We start from the raw sequence: 22,397 nt of genomic DNA, 5'->3' as shown, positions 1-22,397 counted from the left end.
GCACCCCATGCAAATCAAACTCGCCAACCCCCGCGGCTTCTGCGCTGGAGTGGATCGCGCGATCGAAATCGTCAATCGCGCCCTGGAAGTGTTTGGCCCGCCGATCTATGTGCGCCATGAAGTGGTTCACAACAAATTTGTCGTCGAAGACCTGCGCGCTCGCGGTGCGATCTTCGTCGAAGAGCTGGATCAGGTGCCGGACGACGTCATTGTGATCTTCAGCGCCCACGGCGTTTCGCAAGCCGTGCGCACTGAGGCATCGGGTCGTGGCCTGAAAGTCTTCGACGCCACTTGCCCGTTGGTGACCAAGGTGCATATCGAAGTCGCGCGCTACAGCCGCGACGGTCGTGAGTGCATCCTGATCGGCCACCATGGTCACCCGGAAGTTGAAGGCACCATGGGCCAGTACGACGCGAGCAATGGCGGCGCGATCTACCTGGTTGAGGATGAGAATGACGTTGCCGAGCTGCAGGTGCGCAACCCTGAAGCGCTGGCCTTCGTCACCCAGACCACTTTGTCCATGGACGATACCAGCCGCGTTATCGATGCCTTGCGCACGCGCTTTCCGGCGATTGGCGGGCCACGCAAGGATGACATCTGCTACGCCACGCAAAACCGCCAGGATGCGGTCAAGCAACTGGCCAACGAATGCGACGTTGTATTGGTTGTCGGCAGCCCTAACAGCTCCAACTCCAATCGCTTGCGTGAGCTGGCCGAGCGTATGGCGACTCCGGCCTATCTGATTGATGGCGCTGAAGACATGCAGCGCGGCTGGTTCGATGGCGTTGAGCGTATCGGCATCACTGCCGGTGCCTCTGCGCCGGAAGTACTGGTGCGCGGTGTGATCCAGCAATTGCACGAGTGGGGCGCAACCGGTGCCGACGAACTGGCCGGCCGTGAAGAGAATGTAACCTTCTCGATGCCCAAGGAACTGCGGGTCAAGTCGCTGTTGTAATGAAGCAAAAAGTGGCCCTGTAGGAGCTCACCGAGGTTACGAGGCCAGCGATAACGGTGTGTCAGACAGGACGCCATCGCTGGCCTCGTAACCTCGGTGAGCTCCTACAGAACAGGGTGCCGAAGGGTATTCGTTTGCAAGCACAGGTCTGCAGGAATTCCCGCGCTACCCGCAAAGCTTTTCCGGCTTTGGCACGCTTTCAATTCTGACCCTGCCGGTATTGGCCATCACCACTGTGTGATGGCTCAGCGTGTCATTCACGGCGCAGATGAAGAGACTCCCGGACACAAACCCGCTATCTGATGGCGAACCCAAAGCGTTGAAGCGAATCTGTCGCGTGACATGTTGGTTGCCGAAGACTGGCACTTTCCCGCTTCGAGTCCGCTCGGTCAGCACCAGATCGTCCTCACTGTTTTTCGGGTCAACCACGATCTGCCAGCCTTTGCTCCAATCCTCATCGATCGCCCGGATCACCACTGGTCGGCTTCTAAGAATCGCCTCCGTTCGCGCTGTGCGTATGCCGCTAGCCAGTTGCTGAGCCACATCAAGCCGCCGCTGGCTCATGACGAGCTCACTGAATGCCGGAACGGCAAGGGTGACGATCAGTCCGATGATTACCATCGTCACTGCCAGCTCGATTATCGTAAAACCCGCTTGTTTCATGCATTTCCCTCCCTGGAAATTGTCATTTGAATGTCAGCCGGGCACTCGTCCCAGCCAAACAACCGTACATCCCTGTTTACAGTTTCAGCGCTGGATGCTGTCCTATAGTCGTAACGTCAAGGAGACACTCAATGACTCAGCGATCCAAGGGGTTCACCCTCGTCGAATTGTTAATCACTGTGTCGTTGGTGGGGATACTCGCGGCTATTGCCATTCCCAGTTTCAATAGCTCGATACAGGGATCAAAGGCCGATACCGAAGTCAGTGATCTGCAGCGCGCCCTCAACTTTGCCCGGCTTGAGGCGATAAACCGGGGAGTGAGCATTCAGGTTCGGCCCAATGTCGACGGTACTGCCTGGAACACTGCCCTCAAAGTGGTACGCGCGAGCGATACATCGAGCGTGAACGCTTTGAGGGTCACAGCCCCCATGGGCAGCGGGGCTGCGCTGGCGGTTCCGGGTGTCAGTTTGATCGAGTTCAATAACCTCGGCGGGCTCTCTGCTCCGGCGAGTGCCGTTGCAATGACTTACACACTGGGCACGACGATTACCAAGACTGTCTATGTATGCTTGAACGGCCGAATAGTTTCGAGTGGAAATTGCGATGGTTAAGGGACGAAAGAGTAGTCAGATTGGCATGACGCTGATCGAGGTGTTGGTGTCTGTGCTGATTTTAGGCATTGGCCTGTTGGGGGCTGCGGCTATTCAACTTAACGCACTTAGGTATACCGACAGCTCGGCCATGACCAGTCAGGCCAGCTTCATCGCCTACGACATGATGGACCGCATCCGGGCGAACGTAGATGGTAATGCCGCGAACAATGGTTCCAATGTTCTGGCCAGCTATGCACTGGCTTCATTGGCCAATGCGCCAGCAGCCAGCGCTAGCAATATGAGCAATGCCGTCACGCAAGACCTGGCTGACTTCAGCACCAATATCACTAACTTTGCGGGAACCGCCGGTGCCAACAGCAAGATCGTGATCGCCAAACCCGTTGTGACCATCACGATTACCTGGGATGACACGCGGGCTGCCGCTGCAAGCGATACTTTTCTGGGCAGAACCCCGGGCGCGACCAATCCGCAACAGTTTGTCCTCAGTACACGTATCGGTGTTAACGACGTGGTAGCCCCATGAACAGATCTGTCCGGGGGTTTGGTCTGGTCGAGATCATGGTGGCGCTGGTGCTGGGGCTGATTGTGAGCATGGGCATCGTGCAGATTTTCATCGCCTCCAAAGGTACTTATCAGTCTCAGAATGCTGCCGCACGGATGCAGGAAGATGCGCGTTTCGCCCTGAGCAAGTTGATGCAGGAAATCCGCATGACCGGGATGTATGGCTGCCTTGACTTTGATACAACAGTCGTCGCCCCGGCGATTGCGAAGCCTGCTGATTTCACTAACCCGATTCTTTGGGATAACGCTACCAACACACTGACGCTGGTGACCGCCGACGTGGGCACATCCGGCAGTTCGCCGACCTGGAGCGTGGTCTCTGATTGCAGGACCACCTCCCGCATCTATAACGGAACGCGTGCGCCCGGAGTGGGAGAAACCAGTTTCCCCTTGCGCAAGATCACTTACAGCCTGAGCGGGAGCGATCTGAGAATGAAGGTCGGAACTGGCACTGACGCACCGCAGCCGTTGGTGAGTAACGTTCGGGCATTCACCGTCGATTTCGGGATAACCGGATCACCGATGTCCTATACCCGGGTTATCAACAACGCCGCACTGGCCTCCAGTATTCGCAGCGTGCGCCTGACCCTGACCGTATTTGACCCGGCGGGGAAAGTACGTGACCAGACCTACAACGTAGTTGCCGCTTTGCGTAACCGGTTCTGAACGGATGCATGCCATGAAGACAAGATCGCTCGCCATTTCAAAAGGACGTCCTTCCAGGCAAAAAGGCATGGTGCTGTTGATCAGCCTGGTCTTTTTGCTCCTGCTGACGCTGGTGGGCGTCTCGTCGATGCAGAACGCTACCCTGCAGGAAAAAATGGCGGGCAGCGTGACAGTACGCAATCAATCCTTTCAGATGGCAGAAGCGGTATTGCGACTTGGTGAGTCGGCTATTCAGGTCGCGGGTTATTCATTGGCCGCCTGCACGACTACGGCCGGGTGCGCGCCTCCGGCTGATTCAACGACGGTAACGGCCGCAGGCAACAGTTCGGCAGGGGTTCCGTGGATAGCTGCGGGCGGGGGCTTTTATGTGATTCAGAACATTGGCACCACCGCCTCGCCGGTCAATCGGCCGCCTACTTGTTCGGCCAGTAGTTCCGTCACGCTTTATCGGGTGACGGCGAGCGTAGTTCAAGGGGTATCGAGAACGGTACTGGAGAGTATTTATGCCAATTGCTAGGTTGCCGGTCCGTATTCTGAAGTATGTCTACGGTGCATTACTGGCGTTGTACCTGACAGCCCCCGCTTATGCGTTTACCCCCGCGCAAGTGCCGCTGCTCAGCTCTCCGGCGGTACCGGCGAACCTGATGTTGTTGGTGGATAACTCGGGGAGTATGTACAACATTATCTGGGCATCGGGTTTTGATCCGACTGTAGCCCGTACCCCTGTGAGTTATCTTCCCAACTGCCTGAACGGGTTACTTGTTGTACCTTGTCTTGAGTTGAAGGAGATCTCGGGAAACGAGACTTTGGCGCTGGCGGATGTCAGCTCACTCGGCTTGGTTGGGCTTTCGCTTCAATGTCTGTTGGGCGGAATACCTATTTATCGCAATGGCTTTCAGCGCTGCATGAAACTACCGGACCCAGCCGGAAACGGGCAGACACGTTACACCGCCAACTACCTATCCTGGTTGATAGATCAGGTCCCGCAGAACTTACTGGGGTTCAGGGACTACACGACCGGCAACATCCCCAACGATTACCGGATGAACATTGCTAAAAACGTCGCCACCAATCTGGTGACCAACAACACTTCGTTGCGCATTGGCCTTGCCCAATTTAATGACCCCAATAATTTCGACCTCGGCCCCGGCGGCAGAATCTCCAGGCCTGTCGCCGACCTCTCACCGGTGACCGCGACGGTTTACCAGCCCACGCCGGTGACTCAGGCGCAGGCCACGACCAATATCAATAATCTGAAAAACTCCATTGCGGCGCTGACGCCATCGGCCAATACCCCGATGGCTGAAACCTACTATGAGATCACGCGTTATTTCCGGGGGATGACTTCGTACTACCCAAGCCCCCCAACGACGTATACCAGCCCGATTCAGTATCGCTGCCAGAAGAACTATGGCGTGGTGATCACTGATGGTTTGCCGACCTATGACCGGACGTTTCCCACCAACGATCCGGATGACCTTGCCGACTCCTCGCGGTCGCTGCCCAACTGGGATTTAAATGCCGCCAACGACGGCACCCTGGTGGGTGACGACGAGGGCAGTACGTTTTACCTCGATGACCTGGCTAAATTCGCCTACGACATTGATATGCGAAAAACCTCGGATGGCACTGACCTGACTGGCAAAAGCTGGGATACCACCGGTTTCAACAAGCAGAACATGAGTACCTACACCATCGGCTTTACGCTGGCGGACCAGATGCTGATCGACGCTGCCGACGACAACCATGGGCACGGCAAGTACTACCAGACTAACGACAGCGCAGGATTAACCAATGCGCTCAACCTGACACTGAGTGATATTTATGCCAAAGCCGGTTCGGGCGGCGGCGGGGCGGCGAGTTCTTCGACGCTCACGTCTTCCACCCGGATCTATCAAACCCTGTATGACCCGACTGACTGGCACGGCACGATCAGGGCTTACAATCTGGATGGCACCACCGGCGTTCAGCAAACCACGCCTGCCTGGAGCACCGACTCGCAAATCACCAGCACGGCAACTCCTCCGGTTTTCGAGTCGTGGAACACTGCCACGTCAGCAAAGATCACCCTCAACTTCACTAATTTTTCCACGCCACAACAGACTGCCCTCAATGCAACCTTGCCAACAGGTGTCACCGGAGCGCAGCTCATTGCGTGGACTCAAGGCACTGCGAACGCCCGGTTGCGCACCCGCACTCGCTTGTTGGGCGACATCATCAACTCACCCCTTACGGTTGCGCAGCCTACCGAAAAGACCTCTGCGGACCTGACCGGTAATACCTCGTACGCGACGTATCTGACGACCAAAGCAGCCAACATGAACCTCAACCTGCTGGTTAACGCCAATGACGGTTTTTTCAACGTCATCAATGCCGCCACGGGGGCTCGTCGCTACGCATATATGCCGTCAACTGCACTGACGTCACTGGCGACCATTGCGTCGACGACTTATGGTTCCGGGGTCCACAAGTTTACGGTCGACGGTCAGATTGGCGTCTTCGATACCCAGATCGGAAGCACTTGGTCGACCGTTGCTTACGGCGGCACCGGCGCCGGTGGCAAGGCGTTCTTTGCGATCAGTCTGTTTCAGGGTTCTGCCAATAACATCGGCGCATTATGGGAGGTCAAGGCCCCCGATACTTCTACGCCGACCAATCTCTACAACAACCTCGGTTATGCCTATTCAAAGCCTGATGTGGCGCGTATGGCCAACGGCACCGGCATTGTCGTAGTGGGTAATGGCTACGGCAGCTTTACTGGTAACGCATCATTGTTCGTGCTCAACGCTGCCACCGGAGCCGTGATCAGAGAGATACCGATTCCGGCCGCCTATGCCGCAGCGGACAACGGTCTGTCTTCCGTAAAATTGCGGGTCAACGCGCAGAACGTTGTGCAAGCGGCCTATGCTGGCGACTTGAAAGGGCGCATGTGGAAGTTCGACATGAGCGGCGCGGCCGCCAGTAGTTGGGGCGTCGCCTTTGGCAACAAACCCCTGTTTACCGCACCGGGTGGTGCTACACAGCCGATCACCGTGCAGCCTCTGCTGGTAGACCATCCTACCAACGGCAAAATGGTCTATTTCGGCACCGGTAAATTCATGGAGGTCGCGGATAAAACCACCACTGACCAACAGGGGTTTTATGCCGTCTGGGATCCCGATACCGGTGTAGGTGACGTGACGCAAAGTGGTTTGCAGCCACAAACCATCACGGGCACCATCACCGGCAACGGCGCCTCTTACACCACGACCTCCAGCAATGACGTTGATTGGGCGTCAAAGAGGGGCTGGTATCTGCTTCTGAATACGACTGAACCTTTTGTCGGCGAGCGGGTGATCTACCCGGCACAAACAACCCGTGGCCGGATCCTTTTCACCACCGCTGCAGTCAACTCTGCGGACCCTTGTGAAAGCACGGGCACCGGGCGGGTGTTCCAGCTGGATGCCGCGAAAGGCGGGATGCTCAACTACTCGATTCTGGATACCAACGGCGATGGCAAGATCGATTCTGCCGATTCGCGTGTCGCCGGTATCGCGATCGGTACCGGGATTCCTAACCTGGTCGCTGTTGTGGCCGGTCTGGCTGGCGCGGATGACAACATGTATATCATCGATTCCAGCGGTAACTTCATTCGTCTTCCAACGAAGGGTGATGGTAGCGGCAACAACGTTTACCAACGCATCATGTGGCGGCAAATACAGTAGGAATACGGCGTATGCGCAGCAGATCAACAGGCTTTACCTTGATGGAACTCATGATTGTCGTGGCGATTGTCGGTATTCTTGCCTCCATTGCGTACCCCAGTTACACGGAGTATGTGAGGCGTACCCATCGGGCGGAGATTGCCAGCCTGTTGACTGAGCAGACTCAGGCACTTGAGCGGTTCTTCTCCCGCAACGGGAAATATACGGATGTCGCTGCGGCCGGAGGCAATGCGGCGGTAAACCTGATTATTTCGCCCGGTAACGCTTATTACACCATCGCGGCAGTTCGGGCCGATCAGACGTTCACGTTGACTGCGACACCTGTGGCGGGGTCGATGATGAACGGTGACAAGTGCGGCAATTTCGTCATTACCAATACCGGCGCTATCAGCAACTCCACGGGTCTGGCCAGTAAAGACTGCTGGGGCCGCTGATCGCCCTTTTTGAACGAGAGCAAGATGTCCAGGCAGGTCGTGATTGTTGGCGGAGGTGTGATCGGTCTGTTGACGGCCTTCAACCTCGCATCCGAAGTGGAAAAGGTCGTGCTGCTGGAACGCTCCGATGTAGGGCAAGAGTCTTCCTGGGCGGGCGGCGGCATTGTTTCTCCACTTTATCCCTGGCGTTACAGCGCTGCAGTGACAGCGCTGGCGCATTGGTCGCAGGATTTTTATCCACAACTCGCCGAACGCCTGTTTGCACAGACAGGCGTCGATCCGGAAGTCCACACCACCGGTTTGTACTGGCTGGATCTGGACGATGAACAGCAGGCGCTGGACTGGGCGGTGCGCGAGGGGCGACCGTTGAGTTCGGTGGATATCTCTGCGGTGCACGATGCGGTGCCCGTATTGGGCGAGGGCTACACACGGGCCATCTACATGGCTAACGTCGCTAACGTGCGCAATCCGCGGCTGGTCAAATCCCTTAAAGCCGCCTTGCTGGCGCTGCCCAATGTCACCGTCCAGGAGCACTGTGAAGTGCAGGGTTTTGTCCGCGAGGGCGACCAGGTGCTGGGCGTGAGTACTTCTTCCGGAGATGTTCTCGGCGATCAGGTGGTACTGGCGGCCGGGGCCTGGAGTGGCGAGTTGCTCAAGACGCTTGGTCTTGAACTGCCGGTCGAGCCGGTCAAGGGCCAGATGATCCTGTACAAATGCGCGTCGGACTTTCTGCCGAGCATGGTGCTTGCCAAGGGGCGATACGCGATCCCACGGCGCGACGGGCATATTCTGATCGGCAGCACGCTGGAGCACGAAGGCTTCGACAAGACCCCCACCGATATCGCGCTGGAAAGCCTCAAGGCTTCTGCGGTCGAGCTGCTGCCTGCGTTGGCTGACGCTCAGGTGGTTGGTCATTGGGCCGGGCTGCGTCCGGGCTCGCCTGAAGGTATTCCCTACATCGGCGAGCTGCCCGGGTTTGCCGGGCTATGGCTCAATTGCGGCCATTATCGCAACGGCCTGGTACTGGCGCCTGCGTCGTGCCAGTTGCTGGCAGACCTGCTGGTCGGACGTGAGCCGGTGATAAATCCAGCATCGTATTCACCAGCGGGCAGGGTAGTCGGGCTTCTGTAGGAGCGAACTTGTTCGCGAGGCGGTGTGGCAGGCAAGGCGCCTCGCTGGCTTGAAATGCATTTTCTGTAGGAGCTGACGAAGGCTGCGAAGCATTTCTCTTGACGTACCGGGATCGCAGCCTTCGGCAGCTCCTACAGGGGCCAGGTTGCTGCGCGAACGTCTTACAGTTTCAAGTGCTCTACTCCAACCCAAGCTTTTTAAGCCGATAGCGCATTGACCTGAACGTCAGGTTCAGGCGCTGTGCCGCCGCAGTTCGATTCCAGCGGGTTTCTTCCAGCGCTTGCAGGATCAGTTTGCGCTCGATGCTTTCCAGATAGTCTTCAAGGTTGTCGATGTCGGCGAGGTTGGCGCTGTCTTGCTCCGACGGTGCTGACGGTTGCACCAGGCGCAGGTCGGCTACGTTGATCTGATTGTTCTCGCACAAGGTATAAGCGCGTTCGAGAATGTTCTCCAGTTCGCGTACGTTACCTGGAAAGCGGTAGCTCTTGAGTGCCTCCAGCGCTTGCGGATCAAGTCGGGCAGGGGGCTGCGACGACTCATCGGCAAGGCGTTTCAGGACATGTGCGGCCAGTTGCTCGATGTCCTGGCGCCGCTCACGCAGCGGTGGCACCTGTAACTCGATCACGTTGAGCCGGTAGTACAAATCCTGACGAAAGCGCCCGGCGGCCACTTCAATTTGCAGGTCTTTGTGTGTGGCGCACAGCACGCGCACGTCCACCACCAACTCCTGCTGAGCGCCAACGCTACGAACCGATTTTTCCTGAATCGCCCGCAGCATTTTGACCTGCATGGCCAGCGGCAGGTCGGCAACTTCATCCAGAAACAGCGTCCCGCCGTTGGCCGCCTGAAACAGCCCCGGTTTATCTTCGTGAGCCCCACTGAAGCTGCCTTTGCGATGGCCGAAGAACTCGCTTTCCATCAGTTCCGACGGGATGGCACCGCAGTTCACCGGAATAAACGGCTGCTCTGCGCGTGGCCCTTGTTCATGGATCAGGCGCGCGACTCGCTCTTTGCCGCTGCCGGATTCTCCGCTGATGTAGACCGGTGCCTGGCTGCGCGCCAGTTTGCTGATTTGCTGGCGCAATGCCTGAATGGGCGGCGAGTCTCCCTGCAAGCGACGAGCAATGCCCGGTTCTGGCTGGATTGGCGGCTTGAGTCGCAGAGCGCTGCCCACCAACTCCCGCAGCCTGCTCAGGTCCACCGGTTTGGTGAGGAAATCGAAAGCACCGGCTTTCAGCGCGTGAATCGCCGTGTCCAGGCTGCCGTGGGCGGTGATCATGGCCACCGGCGTTAGTGTGTGGCGCTGCTGGATATGCTGCACCAGTTCAAGACCATTGCCATCCGGCAAGCGCATGTCCGTCAGGCACAGGTCGAATGGCTCGCGGGCCAGCCAGTCGCGGGCCTCCTTGACGTTACAGGCGCTCCGGGTATCGAGTTTCATCCGCCCCAGAGTGATCTCCAGCAGTTCGCGAATGTCCGGCTCATCATCGACTATCAGGATTTTTTGCCGCTGGCTCATGGTCAACTCAACTTCAACGGATGGGCGAAGGTGATACGCAGACAGCTGCCGCCACCTTCCCGAAATGTGTAGTCCAGATGCGCCTGATTGCTCTCGCAAAGCTCCCGTGAAAGGTAAAGGCCCAGGCCGGTGCCTTTGCTTTCCGTTGTGAAAAAGGGCTCAAACATCTTTGTCATGTGTTCTTGAGGGACGCCGGGGCCATCGTCCAGTACTTCAAGAATGGCCTGATCACTAAGCGGGGCCTGAAACAGCTTGATCCACACTTGCGCACGCTCATGGCTCTTACCACTGTAGCGCAAAGCATTTTGTACGAGATTGTTGAGCACCTGATTGAGCTGCTCGGCGTCCATGCGAGTGGTCAGTGGAGCAGGGTTTATTTGCAGGTGAATCGATTGACCGGCGTTCAACCTGCTGCGAGCCTCGTCGACAAACTGTTCCAGCCACGTTTTCAAGTCCAGCAAGTGTGGTTCGGCGTGGCGCTGGCGGGACAACTGCAGAACGTTTTCGATGACCCGATTCATGCGTTGCGATTGTTCGTGAATGATCTGCCCCAGGCGATGATCAGCACTGCCGAGTTCATCGGACTCGTTAAGTAACTGCGCGGCATGACTGATCGCACCCAACGGGTTACGAATTTCGTGAGCGATGCCCGCTGTGAGGCGACCCAATGCGGCGAGTTTCAGCTGTTGAGCCTGTTGTGATATCTGCGACAGGTCTTCCAGAAAAATCAACGTCTGGCGTTGATCACCCCGGTTGAGTGCGACGAAGCCCGGTTGCAGGACCGGGCCTGTAGAGGAGACTGAAATGCTTTGCGGTGTCAGCACGGGATTGATCAGCCATTGGCGCAAACGTGACACCAACTGCGGCGAATAGGTATCGAGAACCAGCCCGGTCAATTGCTCATAGCCCAGCAAATTCAGAGCGCTTTGATTGGCCAGCAGCACACGACGCCGGGCGTTCAGTACGATGATGCCGGTGCGCATGCGTTGCAGAATGAGGGCGTTGAGTTCTTCGAGATTGTCGACATCTGCCGCACGTTGCTCGGCCAGGGCCTCGCTGATGTGCAGGCGTCGCGTCAGTGCCTGCACCAGTACTGCGGCGGCGAAGCACAGCGCACCCAGCGAACTGGCCTGGAGGTAATGCCCTGCCGCAGCGGGGGTGCTGAAGCTGATGTAAAAGGTCAGGTAGATGATGCCGATGGCCGCGACGGCCGCTATCAATAGGCCTGTGCGACCGCGTAGCAATACGTTACTGATGGCTACGGAGGCTATGAGGACGTTGCCGATCCCGCTGGGTGGCCCGCCCCCGGCATAGAACAGGGCTGAGAGCATCAGGGCGTCGACCATCGCCAGGGTAAACAGCTGCGCCTGACGAGTGGGGCGCTCCAGCAGTACGACGATGAGGATGTTGGAAACCAGATACAGCCAGCATCCGGCGCGAAACAGGTTCGGATTGGCCATTTCCAGCAGTTCGATGTCCAGACTGCTGGAGATCAACAGCACCAGCATGATGCCGATGGTCAGTCGATAGAGGTGGTACAGACGCAGAATGCGCTGGGCCTGAGGGCTGCCCAGCGAGAGTGTTTCAGCGATCACGTGCCGCCGGGCCTTCCAGGCGATGCGTCTCGCTGCAATACCATTGTTGTCCCTGGCTCAGGGCTCGGTCCCGAGGCAAGTGCACGCCGCACTGGGCGCAGCGGACCATTGGCGCAGCGACTTCTTCGGGTGGCGGTGCTTTGCGACGTGGGGCTGGCGGGTTGAGCAGACGCTTGACGAACCACACTACCGCCGCGATCAGCGCGACCCACATAAGTAAGCGAATCATGATTTCCAGCTTAGTGATTTTAGATTTTGCAGTGTAGCGAAGGAGGGCAGGTTGTGTCTCTCAGGGCGCGGGTCTAACAGGGGCAATGCCGCTAACTTCTATATCGCCGGCAACCTGGGACCGGTTTTAGTCGGGAAGTTGGTCTTTCTCAAAGAGAATTCGATGGCGGGGGAGTTTTCTGTAGGAGCTGCCGAAGGCTGCGAAGCAATTCTCCAGACACACCGCCTCGCAGCCTTCGGCAGCTCCTACAAATCAATTGCACGGTGCGTTGATATCTACAGAGAGCTCAATATCGGGACACAAAAAAAGAGGCCCGCAGGCCTCTTTTTTATTAACGCAGGTGTCAGTCAAACACACCAAACGTCATGTAGCTGAACCACGAACGGTCGTTGTTGCCTTCGGCTTCGTGTTCCTGCTCGTCGAGCTCTTCCTGGTTTTCTGGCAGCAGATCACGAGGGATGGCTTGTTTGGCATCTTCGTACTGTTTGATCACGTCCTGGTTGGCGCGGGTTTCACCCGGCGGCAGCGGCGGATTGCTTTCGATCAGGCCCAGTGTTGCCTTGGACAGCCACGAGCGGTTATCCGCTTCGGCTTCGCGAGGCACGAACTGACCATCGACCAGTTGCGGATGGTTTGGATAGTTAGCCTTGAGTACTTCCAGGCTGGTAGCAGCCAGGTCGTCCAGGTGCAGACGCTGATAGGACTCAACCATCACCGCCAGGCCGTCACCCACAGATGGGGTTTCCTGGAAGTTTTCGATCACATAACGGCCGCGGTTAGCGGCAGCAACATAAGCCTGACGAGTCAGGTAGTAGTCCGCTACGTGGATTTCGTAGGAAGCCAGCAGGTTGCGCAGGTAAATCATGCGCTGCTTGGCGTCCGGCGAATAACGGCTGTTCGGATAGCGGCTGGTCAGTTGCGCAAACTCGTTGAACGAGTCGCGAGCGGCACCCGGGTCACGTTTGGTCTGGTCCAGCGGCAGGAAGCGCGCCAGCAGGCCAACGTCCTGGTCGAACGAAGTCAGGCCTTTCATGTAGTAGGCGTAGTCAACGTTCGGGTGCTGCGGGTGCAGGCGGATGAAGCGTTCGGCAGCGGATTTCGCAGCTTCCGGCTCACCGTTCTTGTAGTTCGCGTAAATCAGTTCGAGCTGTGCCTGATCAGCATAGCGACCGAATGGATAACGCGACTCCAGCGCCTTGAGCTTCTCAGTGGCCGTCGAATAGCTGTTGTTACCCAGATCGGCCTGCGCCTGCTGGTACAGCTCGACTTCGCTCAGGTTTTCGTCAATCACTTCCTTCGACGAGCAGGCAGCGGTGAGTGCGAGGATGGCTATCAGCAGCAGGTGTTTCACTTGCATGGCGGCTTGCGTCCCTATAACGGTCGCTGTCTTGGGCGTGACCGTCCTGTTATGATGAGCACCCCGCGGAACCCCCGGGGCAAAAGACGCCGTATTTAACCACAAGCGCGCTGCCGAAACCAAAGGCTAGCCGCCACCTAGTCTGGCCATGTCCGAAAATATAGAACTTCGCGCAGAGGTGCCGTCCGAATTGGGCGGTCAACGCCTCGATCAAGTCGCCGCACAATTATTCGCTGAGCACTCGCGCTCGCGCCTTTCTGCCTGGATCAAGGACGGCCGTTTGACGGTGGACGGAGGCGTACTTCGCCCTCGTGACATCGTGCACGGTGGTGCTGTTCTGCAATTGATCGCCGAGCAGGAGGCCCAGGGCGAATGGCTCGCTCAAGACATCGAACTCGATATCGTCTATGAAGACGATCAGATCCTGGTCATCAACAAACCTGCTGGTCTGGTCGTGCACCCGGCTGCCGGTCACGCTGATGGCACGCTGCTCAATGCCTTGCTGCACCACGTGCCGGACATTATCAATGTGCCGCGTGCCGGTATCGTGCACCGTCTCGACAAGGACACCACCGGTCTGATGGTGGTCGCCAAGACGATTCAAGCGCAGACCCAGCTCGTGACCCAGCTGCAAAGCCGTACCGTGAGCCGCATCTATGAGTGCATCGTGATCGGTGTTGTCACTGCCGGTGGCAAGATCGACGCGCCGATTGGCCGTCACGGTCAGCAACGTCAGCGCATGGCGGTCATGGAAGGCGGTAAGCAGGCGGTGAGTCACTACCGCGTGCTTGAGCGTTTCCGCTCCCACACCCATGTGCGGGTCAAGCTGGAAACCGGTCGTACTCACCAGATTCGTGTCCACATGGCGCACATCAACTACCCGTTGGTGGGCGATCAGGCCTATGGCGGTCGTTTCCGCATCCCGCCAGCCGCCAGCGTGACCATGGTCGATTCGCTGAAAACCTTCCCGCGTCAGGCGCTGCATGCTCGCTTCCTGGAGCTGGATCATCCGACCACCGGTAAGCGCATGAGCTGGGAATCGCCGTTGCCTGACGATTTCGTCTGGCTGCTGTCGCTGCTCAAGCAGGATCGCGAGGCGTTCATCGGGTGAGTGACTGGCTGATTCCCGACTGGCCCGCGCCTGCGGGGATCAAGTCCTGCGTCACAACCCGTAACGGCGGCGTCAGTCTGGCGCCGTTTGAGAGCTTCAATCTGGGCGATCACGTTGACGACGATCCGCAAGCCGTCGCCGCCAATCGCCTGCGTCTGACCTCGGAGCTGAATATTCAGGCTGCCTGGCTCAAACAAGTGCATGGTGTGGTGGTTGCCGAGGCTGACCCGACTCAAGTGGTCGAGGCTGACGCCAGCTGGACTGCCACGCCGGGCATCGCCTGCACCATCATGACTGCCGATTGCCTGCCTGCTCTTTTCTGCAATCGGGCCGGTACGCGTGTGGCGGCTGCTCACGCCGGTTGGCGTGGTCTGGCTGCCGGTGTGCTGGAGGCGGCGGCTGATAGTCTGCAAGTTGCGCCCGGCGAGATTCTGGTCTGGCTGGGGCCTGCCATTGGTCAACCATCGTTCGAAGTCGGCGCAGAGGTTCGCGAAGCTTTTATAAGCACGCACCCGCAAACGGACGCAGCTTTTATCCCAAGCAAAAATTCCGGCCGGTTCATGGCCGACATTTATGCTTTGGCCCGCCTGCGGCTGGCCGCTCACGGGATCACTGCTGTTTATGGCGGTGGCTTCGATACCTTCACTGATCCTCGCTTCTATTCCTACCGCCAGAGCGCTCGCAACGGCCGCTTTGCTTCGTTGATCTGGATTGATCGCGCCTGATTTTTTTTCTCTGCGGCGGCATGTCTGAATCCGTATTGAAGGGCCTGGCCACTTCGCGAATTTCAGCACAATTTCTGTAGGAGCTGCCGAAGGCTGCGAAAGAGGTGATGCTGACACACCGCGATTCGCAGCCTTCGGCAGCTCCTACAGGGCCGAGGTGACTGTGGAACGCACGATCATCTAGACTTCTTCGTGCAATGTTGACCTGCGTCAATCAATTTCTGCTTGAATCTTACGCAATTGCCCGCATGTAGTGGGCATCCAGCAGGTTTTTTTCATAGGTGTGTTTATTTGCTCCGGCCTGCTTATATAGGAAGGTGACTAATGCGTATCGATAGATTGACCAGCAAATTACAGTTAGCGTTATCTGATTCCCAATCCCTGGCGGTAGGTCTCGACCATCCGGCCATTGAGTCTGCACATTTGATGCAGGCGTTGCTTGACCAGCAGGGCGGTACGATCAAGCCGTTGCTGTTGCAGGTTGGCTTTGACATCAACAGCCTGCGCAAAGAACTGACCAAAGAGCTCGACCATCTGCCGAAAATCCAGAACCCGACCGGCGACGTCAACATGTCGCAGGATCTCGCACGTCTGCTCAATCAGGCTGATCGTCTGGCGCAGCAGAAGGGTGACCAGTTCATTTCCAGCGAACTGGTGCTGCTCGCGGCCATGGATGAAAACAGCAAGTTGGGCAAATTGCTGCTTGGCCAAGGCGTCAGCAAGAAGGCGCTGGAGAACGCCATCAGCAACCTGCGTGGCGGCTCGGCGGTCAACGACCCTAATGTCGAAGAGTCGCGCCAGGCGTTGGATAAATACACCGTCGACCTGACCAAGCGCGCCGAAGAAGGCAAGCTGGACCCGGTGATCGGCCGTGACGACGAAATCCGTCGGACCATTCAGGTGCTGCAACGTCGGACCAAGAACAACCCGGTGCTGATTGGTGAGCCTGGCGTGGGTAAGACCGCCATCGCTGAAGGTCTGGCCCAGCGCATTATCAACGGTGAAGTGCCGGATGGCCTGAAGGGCAAGCGCTTGCTGTCACTGGACATGGGCGCACTGATCGCCGGTGCCAAGTTTCGCGGTGAGTTCGAAGAGCGCCTGAAGTCGTTGCTCAATGAGCTTTCCAAGCAGGACGGCCAGATCATCCTGTTCATCGACGAACTGCACACCATGGTCGGCGCCGGTAAGGGCGAAGGCTCCATGGATGCGGGCAACATGCTCAAGCCCGCCCTGGCTCGTGGCGAGTTGCATTGCGTGGGTGCGACCACGCTTAACGAATATCGCCAATATATAGAGAAGGATGCGGCCCTTGAGCGTCGCTTCCAGAAAGTGCTGGTGGATGAGCCGAGCGAGGAAGACACCATTGCGATCCTGCGTGGCCTGAAAGAGCGCTACGAAGTCCACCATAAAGTGGCGATCACTGACGGTGCGATCATTGCGGCGGCCAAGCTGAGCCATCGCTACATTACTGATCGGCAGTTGCCGGACAAGGCCATCGACCTGATCGACGAAGCCGCCAGCCGGATTCGCATGGAGATCGACTCCAAACCAGAAGTGCTCGACCGCCTTGAGCGTCGCCTGATCCAACTGAAGGTTGAATCTCAGGCGCTGAAGAAAGAAGACGACGAAGCCGCGATCAAGCGTCTGGAAAAACTTCAGGAAGAAATTGTCCGTCTGGATCGTGAATACGCGGACCTGGAAGAAATCTGGACTTCGGAAAAAGCCGAAGTCACCGGTTCTGCGCAGATTCAGCAGAAGATTGAACAATCGCGTCAGGAGCTGGAAGCAGCTCGTCGACGTGGTGACCTGAACCGCATGGCCGAATTGCAGTACGGGATCATTCCGGACCTGGAACGCAGCCTGCAAATGGTCGACCAGCACGGCAAGCCCGAGAACCAGTTGTTGCGCAGCAAGGTCACGGAAGAAGAGATTGCCGAGGTCGTGTCCAAGTGGACCGGGATTCCGGTGTCGAAGATGCTTGAAGGCGAACGCGACAAGTTGCTGCGCATGGAGAGTTTGCTGCACCAGCGCGTGATTGGTCAGAACGAAGCGGTGGTTGCGGTTTCCAACGCGGTCCGTCGTTCCCGTGCCGGGTTGTCTGATCCGAATCGCCCAAGTGGTTCGTTCATGTTCCTCGGCCCAACCGGTGTCGGTAAGACCGAGTTGTGCAAGGCGCTGGCTGAGTTCCTGTTCGACACTGAAGAGGCGATGGTGCGTATCGATATGTCCGAGTTCATGGAGAAGCATTCCGTGGCTCGACTGATCGGTGCCCCACCAGGCTATGTAGGTTATGAAGAGGGCGGCTATCTCACTGAAGCGGTACGTCGCAAGCCTTACTCCGTGATCCTGCTGGACGAGGTGGAGAAGGCGCATCCGGATGTGTTCAACATCCTGCTGCAGGTGCTTGAAGACGGCCGCCTGACCGACAGCCACGGTCGTACGGTGGATTTCCGCAATACCGTGATCGTGATGACCTCCAACCTGGGCTCGGCGCAGATTCAGGAATTGGTGGGTGACCGTGAAGCGCAACGTGCAGCGGTGATGGATGCCGTCAGCAATCACTTCCGGCCGGAGTTCCTGAACCGGATTGATGAAGTGGTGATCTTCGAGCCACTGGCCCGCGATCAGATCGCAGGCATCATGGATATCCAGTTGGCTCGTCTGCGCAGTCGTCTGACCGAGCGCGAGTTGAAGCTGGAGCTGAGCCCTGAGGCGATGGATAAGCTCATCGCTGTGGGTTACGACCCGGTTTACGGTGCCCGGCCGCTCAAACGAGCGATCCAGCGCTGGATCGAGAACCCGCTGGCGCAGTTGATTCTGTCAGGTGGGTTCATGCCGGGCTCCAGTGTGACCGGCACAGTGGTTGACGACGAAATCGTGTTTAACTGATTTCGTCAGCAGCCCGGGCTCGTCGGTGATGCATATCCAGACGAGCCCGGCGCTGCGAATGGATGGATTTGCGAAGGCTGAAAGGCCATCTGAAAAAAAATCGCAAATCATTGTCTTAAAAGCAATTTAAGGGGTTGACACCTCTTTTTAAAATTGTAGAATAGCGCGCCTCAGAGACGTGAACGCAGCGATGCAAACACATCGAAGAGGTTGAATTAACAAGTTAACAGCGCGTTAGTTCAGAGCAGTAAGTTGTAAAAGTTGCATCTGAAATCGATAAGTTCCGCGATAGCTCAGTTGGTAGAGCAAGTGACTGTTAATCACTGGGTCCCTGGTTCGAGTCCAGGTCGTGGAGCCAGATTTCAACATGTAGCTGTATCGGGGTATAGCGCAGTCCGGTAGCGCGCCTGCTTTGGGAGCAGGATGTCAGGAGTTCGAATCCCCTTACCCCGACCATTTTTGGGTCGTTAGCTCAGTTGGTAGAGCAGTTGGCTTTTAACCAATTGGTCGTAGGTTCGAATCCCACACGACCCACCATTTTTGGCCTCAGCAGCAATGCCGGGGCCGAATCTTATAGATCTGATGCCATTCGCATCAAATCGCAGACGGCTGGTTGAGGCGTCTTTAAAAGTTTCACCCGGGGTATAGCGCAGTCCGGTAGCGCGCCTGCTTTGGGAGCAGGATGTCAGGAGTTCGAATCCCCTTACCCCGACCATCTTCACAAAAAAGCCTGATTTAAGCTTGGTGCTCAAATCGGGATTTTTTGCGTCTGCGTTTTGGTTGTTTATTCATCGTATGTTGTCTGGCGACACGTTCGCGCTTATCAGACTACTTATAACTCCTGTCGGGTCCAGGGTTTCTGTTGGAGCGAGGCTTGCCCGCGAAGAACGGCTGGTTCGACAGCGCTGTGTCAGAAAAGCAGGGCCATCTTGCTGAATTGAAATGCGCTTTCTGTAGGAACTGACGAAGGCTGCGAAGCATTTATCCTGATATGCCGTCATCGCAGCCTTCGGCAGCTCCTACAGGCCTGGTTGGTATCGGAGACGTTGGGCGATTTGTTTAAGACGGGGATGCTGATTCCAATCGCGTCAAATTAATTGCGGCGACCAAAGTCAATCCACATCAACGCCTCTGAATCAGCGTTCTTTGATATCTTCATCGTCAGAAATACGCTTCCCCCCGCTAAAACCAGTCCCACGTCAGACCGCACTGACTTAGCGAACGATCACCACCGGGTAACCATCCATGGGGTGTTCCTGAATGAGCACTTCGAGACCAAACACCTCATGTAGCAAATGCGGCTGCAAGACTTCGGCAGGAGTACCCAGCGCATGGATGCGCCCTTCGGCGAGCAATAGAAGCCGGTCGCAGTAGCGGGCAGCCAGATTAAGGTCGTGCAGTACCAGCGCCACCGAGACGCCGTCGGCAGCCAGCTGGCGAATCCGTTGCAGCGAGGCGTGCTGGTGACGTGGGTCGAGGGCTGCGGTGGGTTCGTCCAGCAGCAGGGTTTTGCCGGATGCCGCAGGCCAGAGCTGGGCGAGGGCGCGAGCCAGTTGCACCCTCTGGCGTTCGCCCCCGGACAGCTGCGTATACGTTCGTTGAGTCAGGTGTCCCAATGCGCAGTGCGCCAGCACCTGCTCGACGATTTCGGCGTCGGCCTGGGCACCGCTGTCGTGTGGCAGGCGACCAAAGCTCACGACTTGGTTCGCCAGAAAGTCGAACTCCAGCGTGGACGTCTGCGGTAGCACCGTCATTTTCTGCGCCCGTTCGCGCCCGGTCCATTTGTTCAGTGGTTGTCCTTCCAGCAGCACTTCGCCAGAGCTCGGCGAAAGCTCCCCACTCATCGCACCGAACAGGCTGCTTTTGCCCGCGCCATTAGGGCCGAGCACGCCCAGCACTTCACCTTCGAAGAGGCTCAGATCGATGTCGCGCAAACGCCAGTTGTCACCGGTTTGCAGGCCAAGGCCAGAGACGCTGAGCATCAGATCCCCCGACGGATCAATAGATAGAGGAAAAACGGTGCGCCCAGCAAGGCGGTGACGATGCCCAGCGGTAATTCGGCTGGCGTCAGCAACATGCGCGCAATGGTATCTGCCAACAGCAACAAGCTTGCGCCGCCGAGCAGGGACGCGGGCAATAGCAGTCGATGATCAGGGCCTGCCAACAACCGTAGCAAGTGCGGCACCACCAGCCCGATAAAACCGATCAGACCGGCAGCGGCCACCGCAGCGCCAACCCCCAGTGCGGTACAAAAAATCAGCTCGGCTTTGAGTCGTTCAACTTCAATGCCCAGATGGCGGGCTTCCGATTCACCCAGCAACAACACGTTCAAGGCAGCAGCCCGGCGTGGCAACCAGGCGGCGACTGCAAGTACGATCAGCAGCAATGGCCAGAGGCGTGCATAACTGGCGCCGTTGAGGCTTCCCAGATTCCATGAGGTCAATTGCCGAAGCGTTGCATCGTCGGCCAGATAACCCAGTAACCCGATCAAGGCCGCAGCCATGGCGGTGATTGCGATCCCGGCAAGCAGCATGATGCCGACCCGGGTCTGTCCGGCCCGGTAGCCGAGTCGGTAAACAATGGCCGTGACACCCAGCCCGCCAGCGAACGCGCACAGCGAAAGCAGGTAAGGCTGGAACCAGGCAGGCGCAGCCATACCGCCCAGACAAATCGCAAACGCCGCGCCCAGCGCTGCGCCTGTCGAAACACCGATCAAACCCGGGTCAGCCAACGGATTTCGAAACAGTGCCTGAATAGCCACGCCAGTGATTGCCAGCACCGCGCCCACGGCAATTCCTAGCAGGGTACGGGGCAGGCGGATCTGACCGATGACCAACACGGCCTGTTGGTCGGCGTCGACTGGCAAACCCGTTATGTGCGCCAACGCGCGCAAGGTATCCATCAATGCGAGATTCAACGGGCCCAGCGTCAATGACAGCAGCACACTGACCAGCGTCAGCGCACCAAGGCCGATAAATAAGGGGCTGGCCTGAAGTCTGAGGCTCATGGTTTATGAGCGATCGTCGTAGTAAGGGTTGGTCGGAAAGACTTTGCCAGCGCTTCGGCTGCGGCGGGCAGGCGAGGGCCCAGCCCGCCGACCAGCAGCGTGGCATCCAGTGGCAACAAATGGTTTTCGCGCACTGCGCGGCTGCTGGCCAGGCCGGGGTTTTGCGCAACCAGTGCCTGCGCTGCAGCCGGGCCATTGATGCGTCGATCAGCGATGACAATGAACGCTGGGTCCAGCCCCAGTAGCATCTCGCTGGACAGTGGTTTGTAACCCTGGTGGGTGGCGATGTTGGTAGCGCCTGCCTGGGTCAGCAACCATGAACCCAGGGTGTCCGAGCCTGCTACCAGCGGCCGGTCACCGGCGCCGCCGACCAGCAGCAGTACTCGTGGTGACTGGTCTTTGTTGTTCGCGAGGCGGCTGGACAGGCTATTCAATGCATCACGAAAGGCTGCAAAGTGTGCCTGGGCCTGTTCAGGTTCGCCCAACCAGGCGCCCAGGTGCTTGAGGTTGTTTTCCAGTGCCGGGAGTTCAGGTTTGGAGGACAGCATTTCGACCCGCACCGAAGCCCGGCGCAATTGATCCAGCACCGGTGGCGGCCCCATTTCCTCGCTACCGACCAGCAAATCCGGACGCAGCGCCAGAACGCCTTCGGCGCTTAGCTGACGTTGATAGCCAATTTTCGGCATCTTTTCCAAACTGGCCGGATGTTGGCTGGTGGTGTCGACGGCCACCAGTCGAGACTCTCCCCCCAGCTCGACGATCCATTCACTCACCGAGCCTCCCGCAGACACCCAGCGCTGCGGCAACTCCGCCGCGTGGCTGGTCTGGGCCAGTAGCCACAAGCCGGTGGCGGCAATGAAGGCTTTGGCGAAAGAAGAAGGGCGTGCGGCGGAGCGACTCATGGCGATGTCCTTAAGGCGTTCCCCGGCAATCGCGTTTATCAATGTTCGCCGGGTTGGGGAATTCGAGAACACATACTATCCGCAAATGACATTTTTTCTCATTAAGATGTCGTAACCTTTTTGTCCTGGTTGTTTGCCCGATGGACATATGACACACCGTCATCGCTACCTCGCGTTGCTTTTTAGCTCCGACGAAAAGCAACTGCCTGATTTTTAATTTTTTCTGTAGGAGCTCACGAGCACCGCGAGGCAGCGATGGCGTCTTGTCTGATCCACCGCTATCGCGGCCTCGCGGTGCTCGTGCGCTCCTACAGGTCAGTGTTTGCCGCGAGACA

The 22,397-nt window shown here is 57.7% G+C and carries 19 protein-coding genes and 4 tRNA genes; 15 read left to right on the top strand and 8 right to left on the bottom strand.

The window, feature by feature from the left end; genetic code table 11:
• The first annotated feature begins 7 nt into the window (after positions 1–7).
• Positions 8–955 carry a 4-hydroxy-3-methylbut-2-enyl diphosphate reductase gene (gene ispH, locus AUC61_RS06275; RefSeq protein WP_243245033.1) on the top strand — a complete coding sequence of 316 codons (948 nt, stop codon included), beginning with the start codon at positions 8–10 and terminating at the stop codon, positions 953–955.
• A 165-nt stretch (positions 956–1,120) separates the two neighbouring features.
• Here ispH and AUC61_RS06270 read toward each other — a convergent pair whose 3' ends face one another.
• A complete protein-coding gene (locus tag AUC61_RS06270; RefSeq protein ID WP_122662929.1) occupies positions 1,121–1,618 on the bottom strand; it encodes a GspH/FimT family pseudopilin in 498 nt (165 codons plus the stop codon).
• 131 nt (positions 1,619–1,749) lie between these two features.
• Here AUC61_RS06270 and AUC61_RS06265 point away from each other — a divergent pair, with 131 nt between their 5' ends.
• From AUC61_RS06265 to thiO, 7 genes are read left to right on the top strand one after another with little or no spacing between them, the layout of a single operon-like run.
• Positions 1,750–2,229 carry a GspH/FimT family pseudopilin gene (locus AUC61_RS06265; protein ID WP_243245031.1) on the top strand — a complete coding sequence of 160 codons (480 nt, stop codon included), beginning with the start codon at positions 1,750–1,752 and terminating at the stop codon, positions 2,227–2,229.
• On the top strand, positions 2,222–2,755 hold the full coding sequence (pilV, locus tag AUC61_RS06260) for a type IV pilus modification protein PilV (protein WP_243245030.1): 534 nt from the start codon (positions 2,222–2,224) through the stop codon (positions 2,753–2,755). The genes AUC61_RS06265 and pilV overlap by 8 nt, the downstream gene beginning before the upstream one ends.
• Complete coding sequence (locus AUC61_RS06255) at positions 2,752–3,459, top strand: PilW family protein (RefSeq protein WP_243245029.1); 708 nt, start codon at positions 2,752–2,754, stop codon at positions 3,457–3,459. The genes pilV and AUC61_RS06255 overlap by 4 nt, the downstream gene beginning before the upstream one ends.
• A gap of 13 nt (positions 3,460–3,472) precedes the next feature.
• A complete protein-coding gene (locus AUC61_RS06250; RefSeq protein WP_243245027.1) occupies positions 3,473–3,976 on the top strand; it encodes a pilus assembly PilX family protein in 504 nt (167 codons plus the stop codon).
• On the top strand, positions 3,963–7,163 hold the full coding sequence (locus tag AUC61_RS06245) for a pilus assembly protein (RefSeq protein ID WP_243245025.1): 3,201 nt from the start codon (positions 3,963–3,965) through the stop codon (positions 7,161–7,163). The genes AUC61_RS06250 and AUC61_RS06245 overlap by 14 nt, the downstream gene beginning before the upstream one ends.
• 11 nt (positions 7,164–7,174) lie before the next feature.
• Positions 7,175–7,597 carry a type IV pilin protein gene (locus AUC61_RS06240; RefSeq protein WP_122662919.1) on the top strand — a complete coding sequence of 141 codons (423 nt, stop codon included), beginning with the start codon at positions 7,175–7,177 and terminating at the stop codon, positions 7,595–7,597.
• A gap of 24 nt (positions 7,598–7,621) precedes the next feature.
• Positions 7,622–8,728, top strand: a complete 1,107-nt coding sequence (gene thiO / locus AUC61_RS06235; protein WP_243245023.1) for a glycine oxidase ThiO — start codon at positions 7,622–7,624, stop codon at positions 8,726–8,728.
• Between the two features lie 178 nt (positions 8,729–8,906).
• Here thiO and AUC61_RS06230 read toward each other — a convergent pair whose 3' ends face one another.
• The 4 genes from AUC61_RS06230 to AUC61_RS06215 form a co-directional block, all read right to left on the bottom strand.
• Positions 8,907–10,247, bottom strand: coding sequence for a sigma-54-dependent transcriptional regulator (locus tag AUC61_RS06230; protein ID WP_243245022.1), 1,341 nt, complete (start codon positions 10,245–10,247; stop codon positions 8,907–8,909).
• Between the two features lie 2 nt (positions 10,248–10,249).
• A complete protein-coding gene (locus AUC61_RS06225; RefSeq protein ID WP_243245020.1) occupies positions 10,250–11,842 on the bottom strand; it encodes a sensor histidine kinase in 1,593 nt (530 codons plus the stop codon).
• Complete coding sequence (locus AUC61_RS06220) at positions 11,832–12,071, bottom strand: PP0621 family protein (RefSeq protein ID WP_122662910.1); 240 nt, start codon at positions 12,069–12,071, stop codon at positions 11,832–11,834. Before AUC61_RS06220 ends, AUC61_RS06225 begins: the two co-directional genes overlap by 11 nt.
• 343 nt (positions 12,072–12,414) lie before the next feature.
• Positions 12,415–13,428: an outer membrane protein assembly factor BamD gene (locus AUC61_RS06215; protein WP_122662908.1), complete on the bottom strand. Its 1,014-nt coding sequence runs from the start codon at positions 13,426–13,428 to the stop codon at positions 12,415–12,417.
• Positions 13,429–13,576: 148 nt separating this feature from the next.
• Here AUC61_RS06215 and rluD point away from each other — a divergent pair, with 148 nt between their 5' ends.
• The 7 genes from rluD (at position 13,577) to AUC61_RS06180 (ending at position 18,868) form a co-directional block, all read left to right on the top strand.
• Positions 13,577–14,539, top strand: a complete 963-nt coding sequence (rluD, locus tag AUC61_RS06210; RefSeq protein WP_087272735.1) for a 23S rRNA pseudouridine(1911/1915/1917) synthase RluD — start codon at positions 13,577–13,579, stop codon at positions 14,537–14,539.
• Positions 14,536–15,264, top strand: a complete 729-nt coding sequence (gene pgeF, locus AUC61_RS06205; protein WP_243245018.1) for a peptidoglycan editing factor PgeF — start codon at positions 14,536–14,538, stop codon at positions 15,262–15,264. Before rluD ends, pgeF begins: the two co-directional genes overlap by 4 nt.
• Positions 15,265–15,588: 324 nt before the next feature.
• Positions 15,589–18,153: an ATP-dependent chaperone ClpB gene (clpB, locus tag AUC61_RS06200; protein ID WP_243245016.1), complete on the top strand. Its 2,565-nt coding sequence runs from the start codon at positions 15,589–15,591 to the stop codon at positions 18,151–18,153.
• Positions 18,154–18,435: 282 nt separating this feature from the next.
• Positions 18,436–18,511: transfer RNA gene (locus AUC61_RS06195), tRNA-Asn, on the top strand.
• Positions 18,512–18,532: 21 nt separating this feature from the next.
• Positions 18,533–18,609, top strand: a tRNA-Pro gene (locus tag AUC61_RS06190).
• A gap of 5 nt (positions 18,610–18,614) precedes the next feature.
• Positions 18,615–18,690 (top strand) — tRNA-Lys (locus tag AUC61_RS06185).
• Between the two features lie 101 nt (positions 18,691–18,791).
• Positions 18,792–18,868: transfer RNA gene (locus tag AUC61_RS06180), tRNA-Pro, on the top strand.
• A gap of 499 nt (positions 18,869–19,367) precedes the next feature.
• On the opposite strand, the gene AUC61_RS06175 is transcribed toward AUC61_RS06180, so the two are convergent.
• The 3 genes from AUC61_RS06175 to AUC61_RS06165 are packed head-to-tail and all read right to left on the bottom strand — an operon-like array spanning position 19,368 to position 22,062.
• The gene (locus AUC61_RS06175; protein ID WP_243245014.1) at positions 19,368–20,135 is read right to left on the bottom strand and encodes a heme ABC transporter ATP-binding protein; all 768 of its coding nucleotides are present in this window, start codon (positions 20,133–20,135) and stop codon (positions 19,368–19,370) included.
• Entirely contained in the window at positions 20,135–21,160 is a 1,026-nt protein-coding gene (locus AUC61_RS06170; protein ID WP_243245012.1) for a FecCD family ABC transporter permease, read from the bottom strand. The genes AUC61_RS06175 and AUC61_RS06170 overlap by 1 nt, the downstream gene beginning before the upstream one ends.
• On the bottom strand, positions 21,157–22,062 hold the full coding sequence (locus tag AUC61_RS06165) for a heme/hemin ABC transporter substrate-binding protein (RefSeq protein WP_243245010.1): 906 nt from the start codon (positions 22,060–22,062) through the stop codon (positions 21,157–21,159). Before AUC61_RS06165 ends, AUC61_RS06170 begins: the two co-directional genes overlap by 4 nt.
• Positions 22,063–22,397 lie beyond the last annotated feature (335 nt).

The organism is Pseudomonas maioricensis (genome assembly GCF_022790535.1).
In the GTDB taxonomy this organism is placed as follows: Bacteria; Pseudomonadota; Gammaproteobacteria; order Pseudomonadales; family Pseudomonadaceae; genus Aquipseudomonas; species Aquipseudomonas maioricensis.
The sequence above is the reverse complement of the archived record's forward strand: the minus strand, read 5'-3'. Positions and strand labels throughout refer to the sequence as shown.

Excerpts from the sequence above, each read along its gene's own strand:
- ispH (WP_243245033.1), top strand. The coding sequence starts at position 8 with ATGCAAATCAAACTCGCCAACCCCCGCGGCTTCTGCGCTGGAGTGGAT.
- AUC61_RS06270 (WP_122662929.1), bottom strand. The coding sequence starts at position 1,618 with ATGAAACAAGCGGGTTTTACGATAATCGAGCTGGCAGTGACGATGGTA.
- AUC61_RS06265 (WP_243245031.1), top strand. The coding sequence starts at position 1,750 with ATGACTCAGCGATCCAAGGGGTTCACCCTCGTCGAATTGTTAATCACT.
- pilV (WP_243245030.1), top strand. The coding sequence starts at position 2,222 with ATGGTTAAGGGACGAAAGAGTAGTCAGATTGGCATGACGCTGATCGAG.
- AUC61_RS06255 (WP_243245029.1), top strand. The coding sequence starts at position 2,752 with ATGAACAGATCTGTCCGGGGGTTTGGTCTGGTCGAGATCATGGTGGCG.
- AUC61_RS06250 (WP_243245027.1), top strand. The coding sequence starts at position 3,473 with ATGAAGACAAGATCGCTCGCCATTTCAAAAGGACGTCCTTCCAGGCAA.
- AUC61_RS06245 (WP_243245025.1), top strand. The coding sequence starts at position 3,963 with ATGCCAATTGCTAGGTTGCCGGTCCGTATTCTGAAGTATGTCTACGGT.
- AUC61_RS06240 (WP_122662919.1), top strand. The coding sequence starts at position 7,175 with ATGCGCAGCAGATCAACAGGCTTTACCTTGATGGAACTCATGATTGTC.
- thiO (WP_243245023.1), top strand. The coding sequence starts at position 7,622 with ATGTCCAGGCAGGTCGTGATTGTTGGCGGAGGTGTGATCGGTCTGTTG.
- AUC61_RS06230 (WP_243245022.1), bottom strand. The coding sequence starts at position 10,247 with ATGAGCCAGCGGCAAAAAATCCTGATAGTCGATGATGAGCCGGACATT.
- AUC61_RS06220 (WP_122662910.1), bottom strand. The coding sequence starts at position 12,071 with ATGATTCGCTTACTTATGTGGGTCGCGCTGATCGCGGCGGTAGTGTGG.
- AUC61_RS06215 (WP_122662908.1), bottom strand. The coding sequence starts at position 13,428 with ATGCAAGTGAAACACCTGCTGCTGATAGCCATCCTCGCACTCACCGCT.
- rluD (WP_087272735.1), top strand. The coding sequence starts at position 13,577 with ATGTCCGAAAATATAGAACTTCGCGCAGAGGTGCCGTCCGAATTGGGC.
- clpB (WP_243245016.1), top strand. The coding sequence starts at position 15,589 with ATGCGTATCGATAGATTGACCAGCAAATTACAGTTAGCGTTATCTGAT.
- AUC61_RS06175 (WP_243245014.1), bottom strand. The coding sequence starts at position 20,135 with ATGCTCAGCGTCTCTGGCCTTGGCCTGCAAACCGGTGACAACTGGCGT.
- AUC61_RS06170 (WP_243245012.1), bottom strand. The coding sequence starts at position 21,160 with ATGAGCCTCAGACTTCAGGCCAGCCCCTTATTTATCGGCCTTGGTGCG.
- AUC61_RS06165 (WP_243245010.1), bottom strand. The coding sequence starts at position 22,062 with ATGAGTCGCTCCGCCGCACGCCCTTCTTCTTTCGCCAAAGCCTTCATT.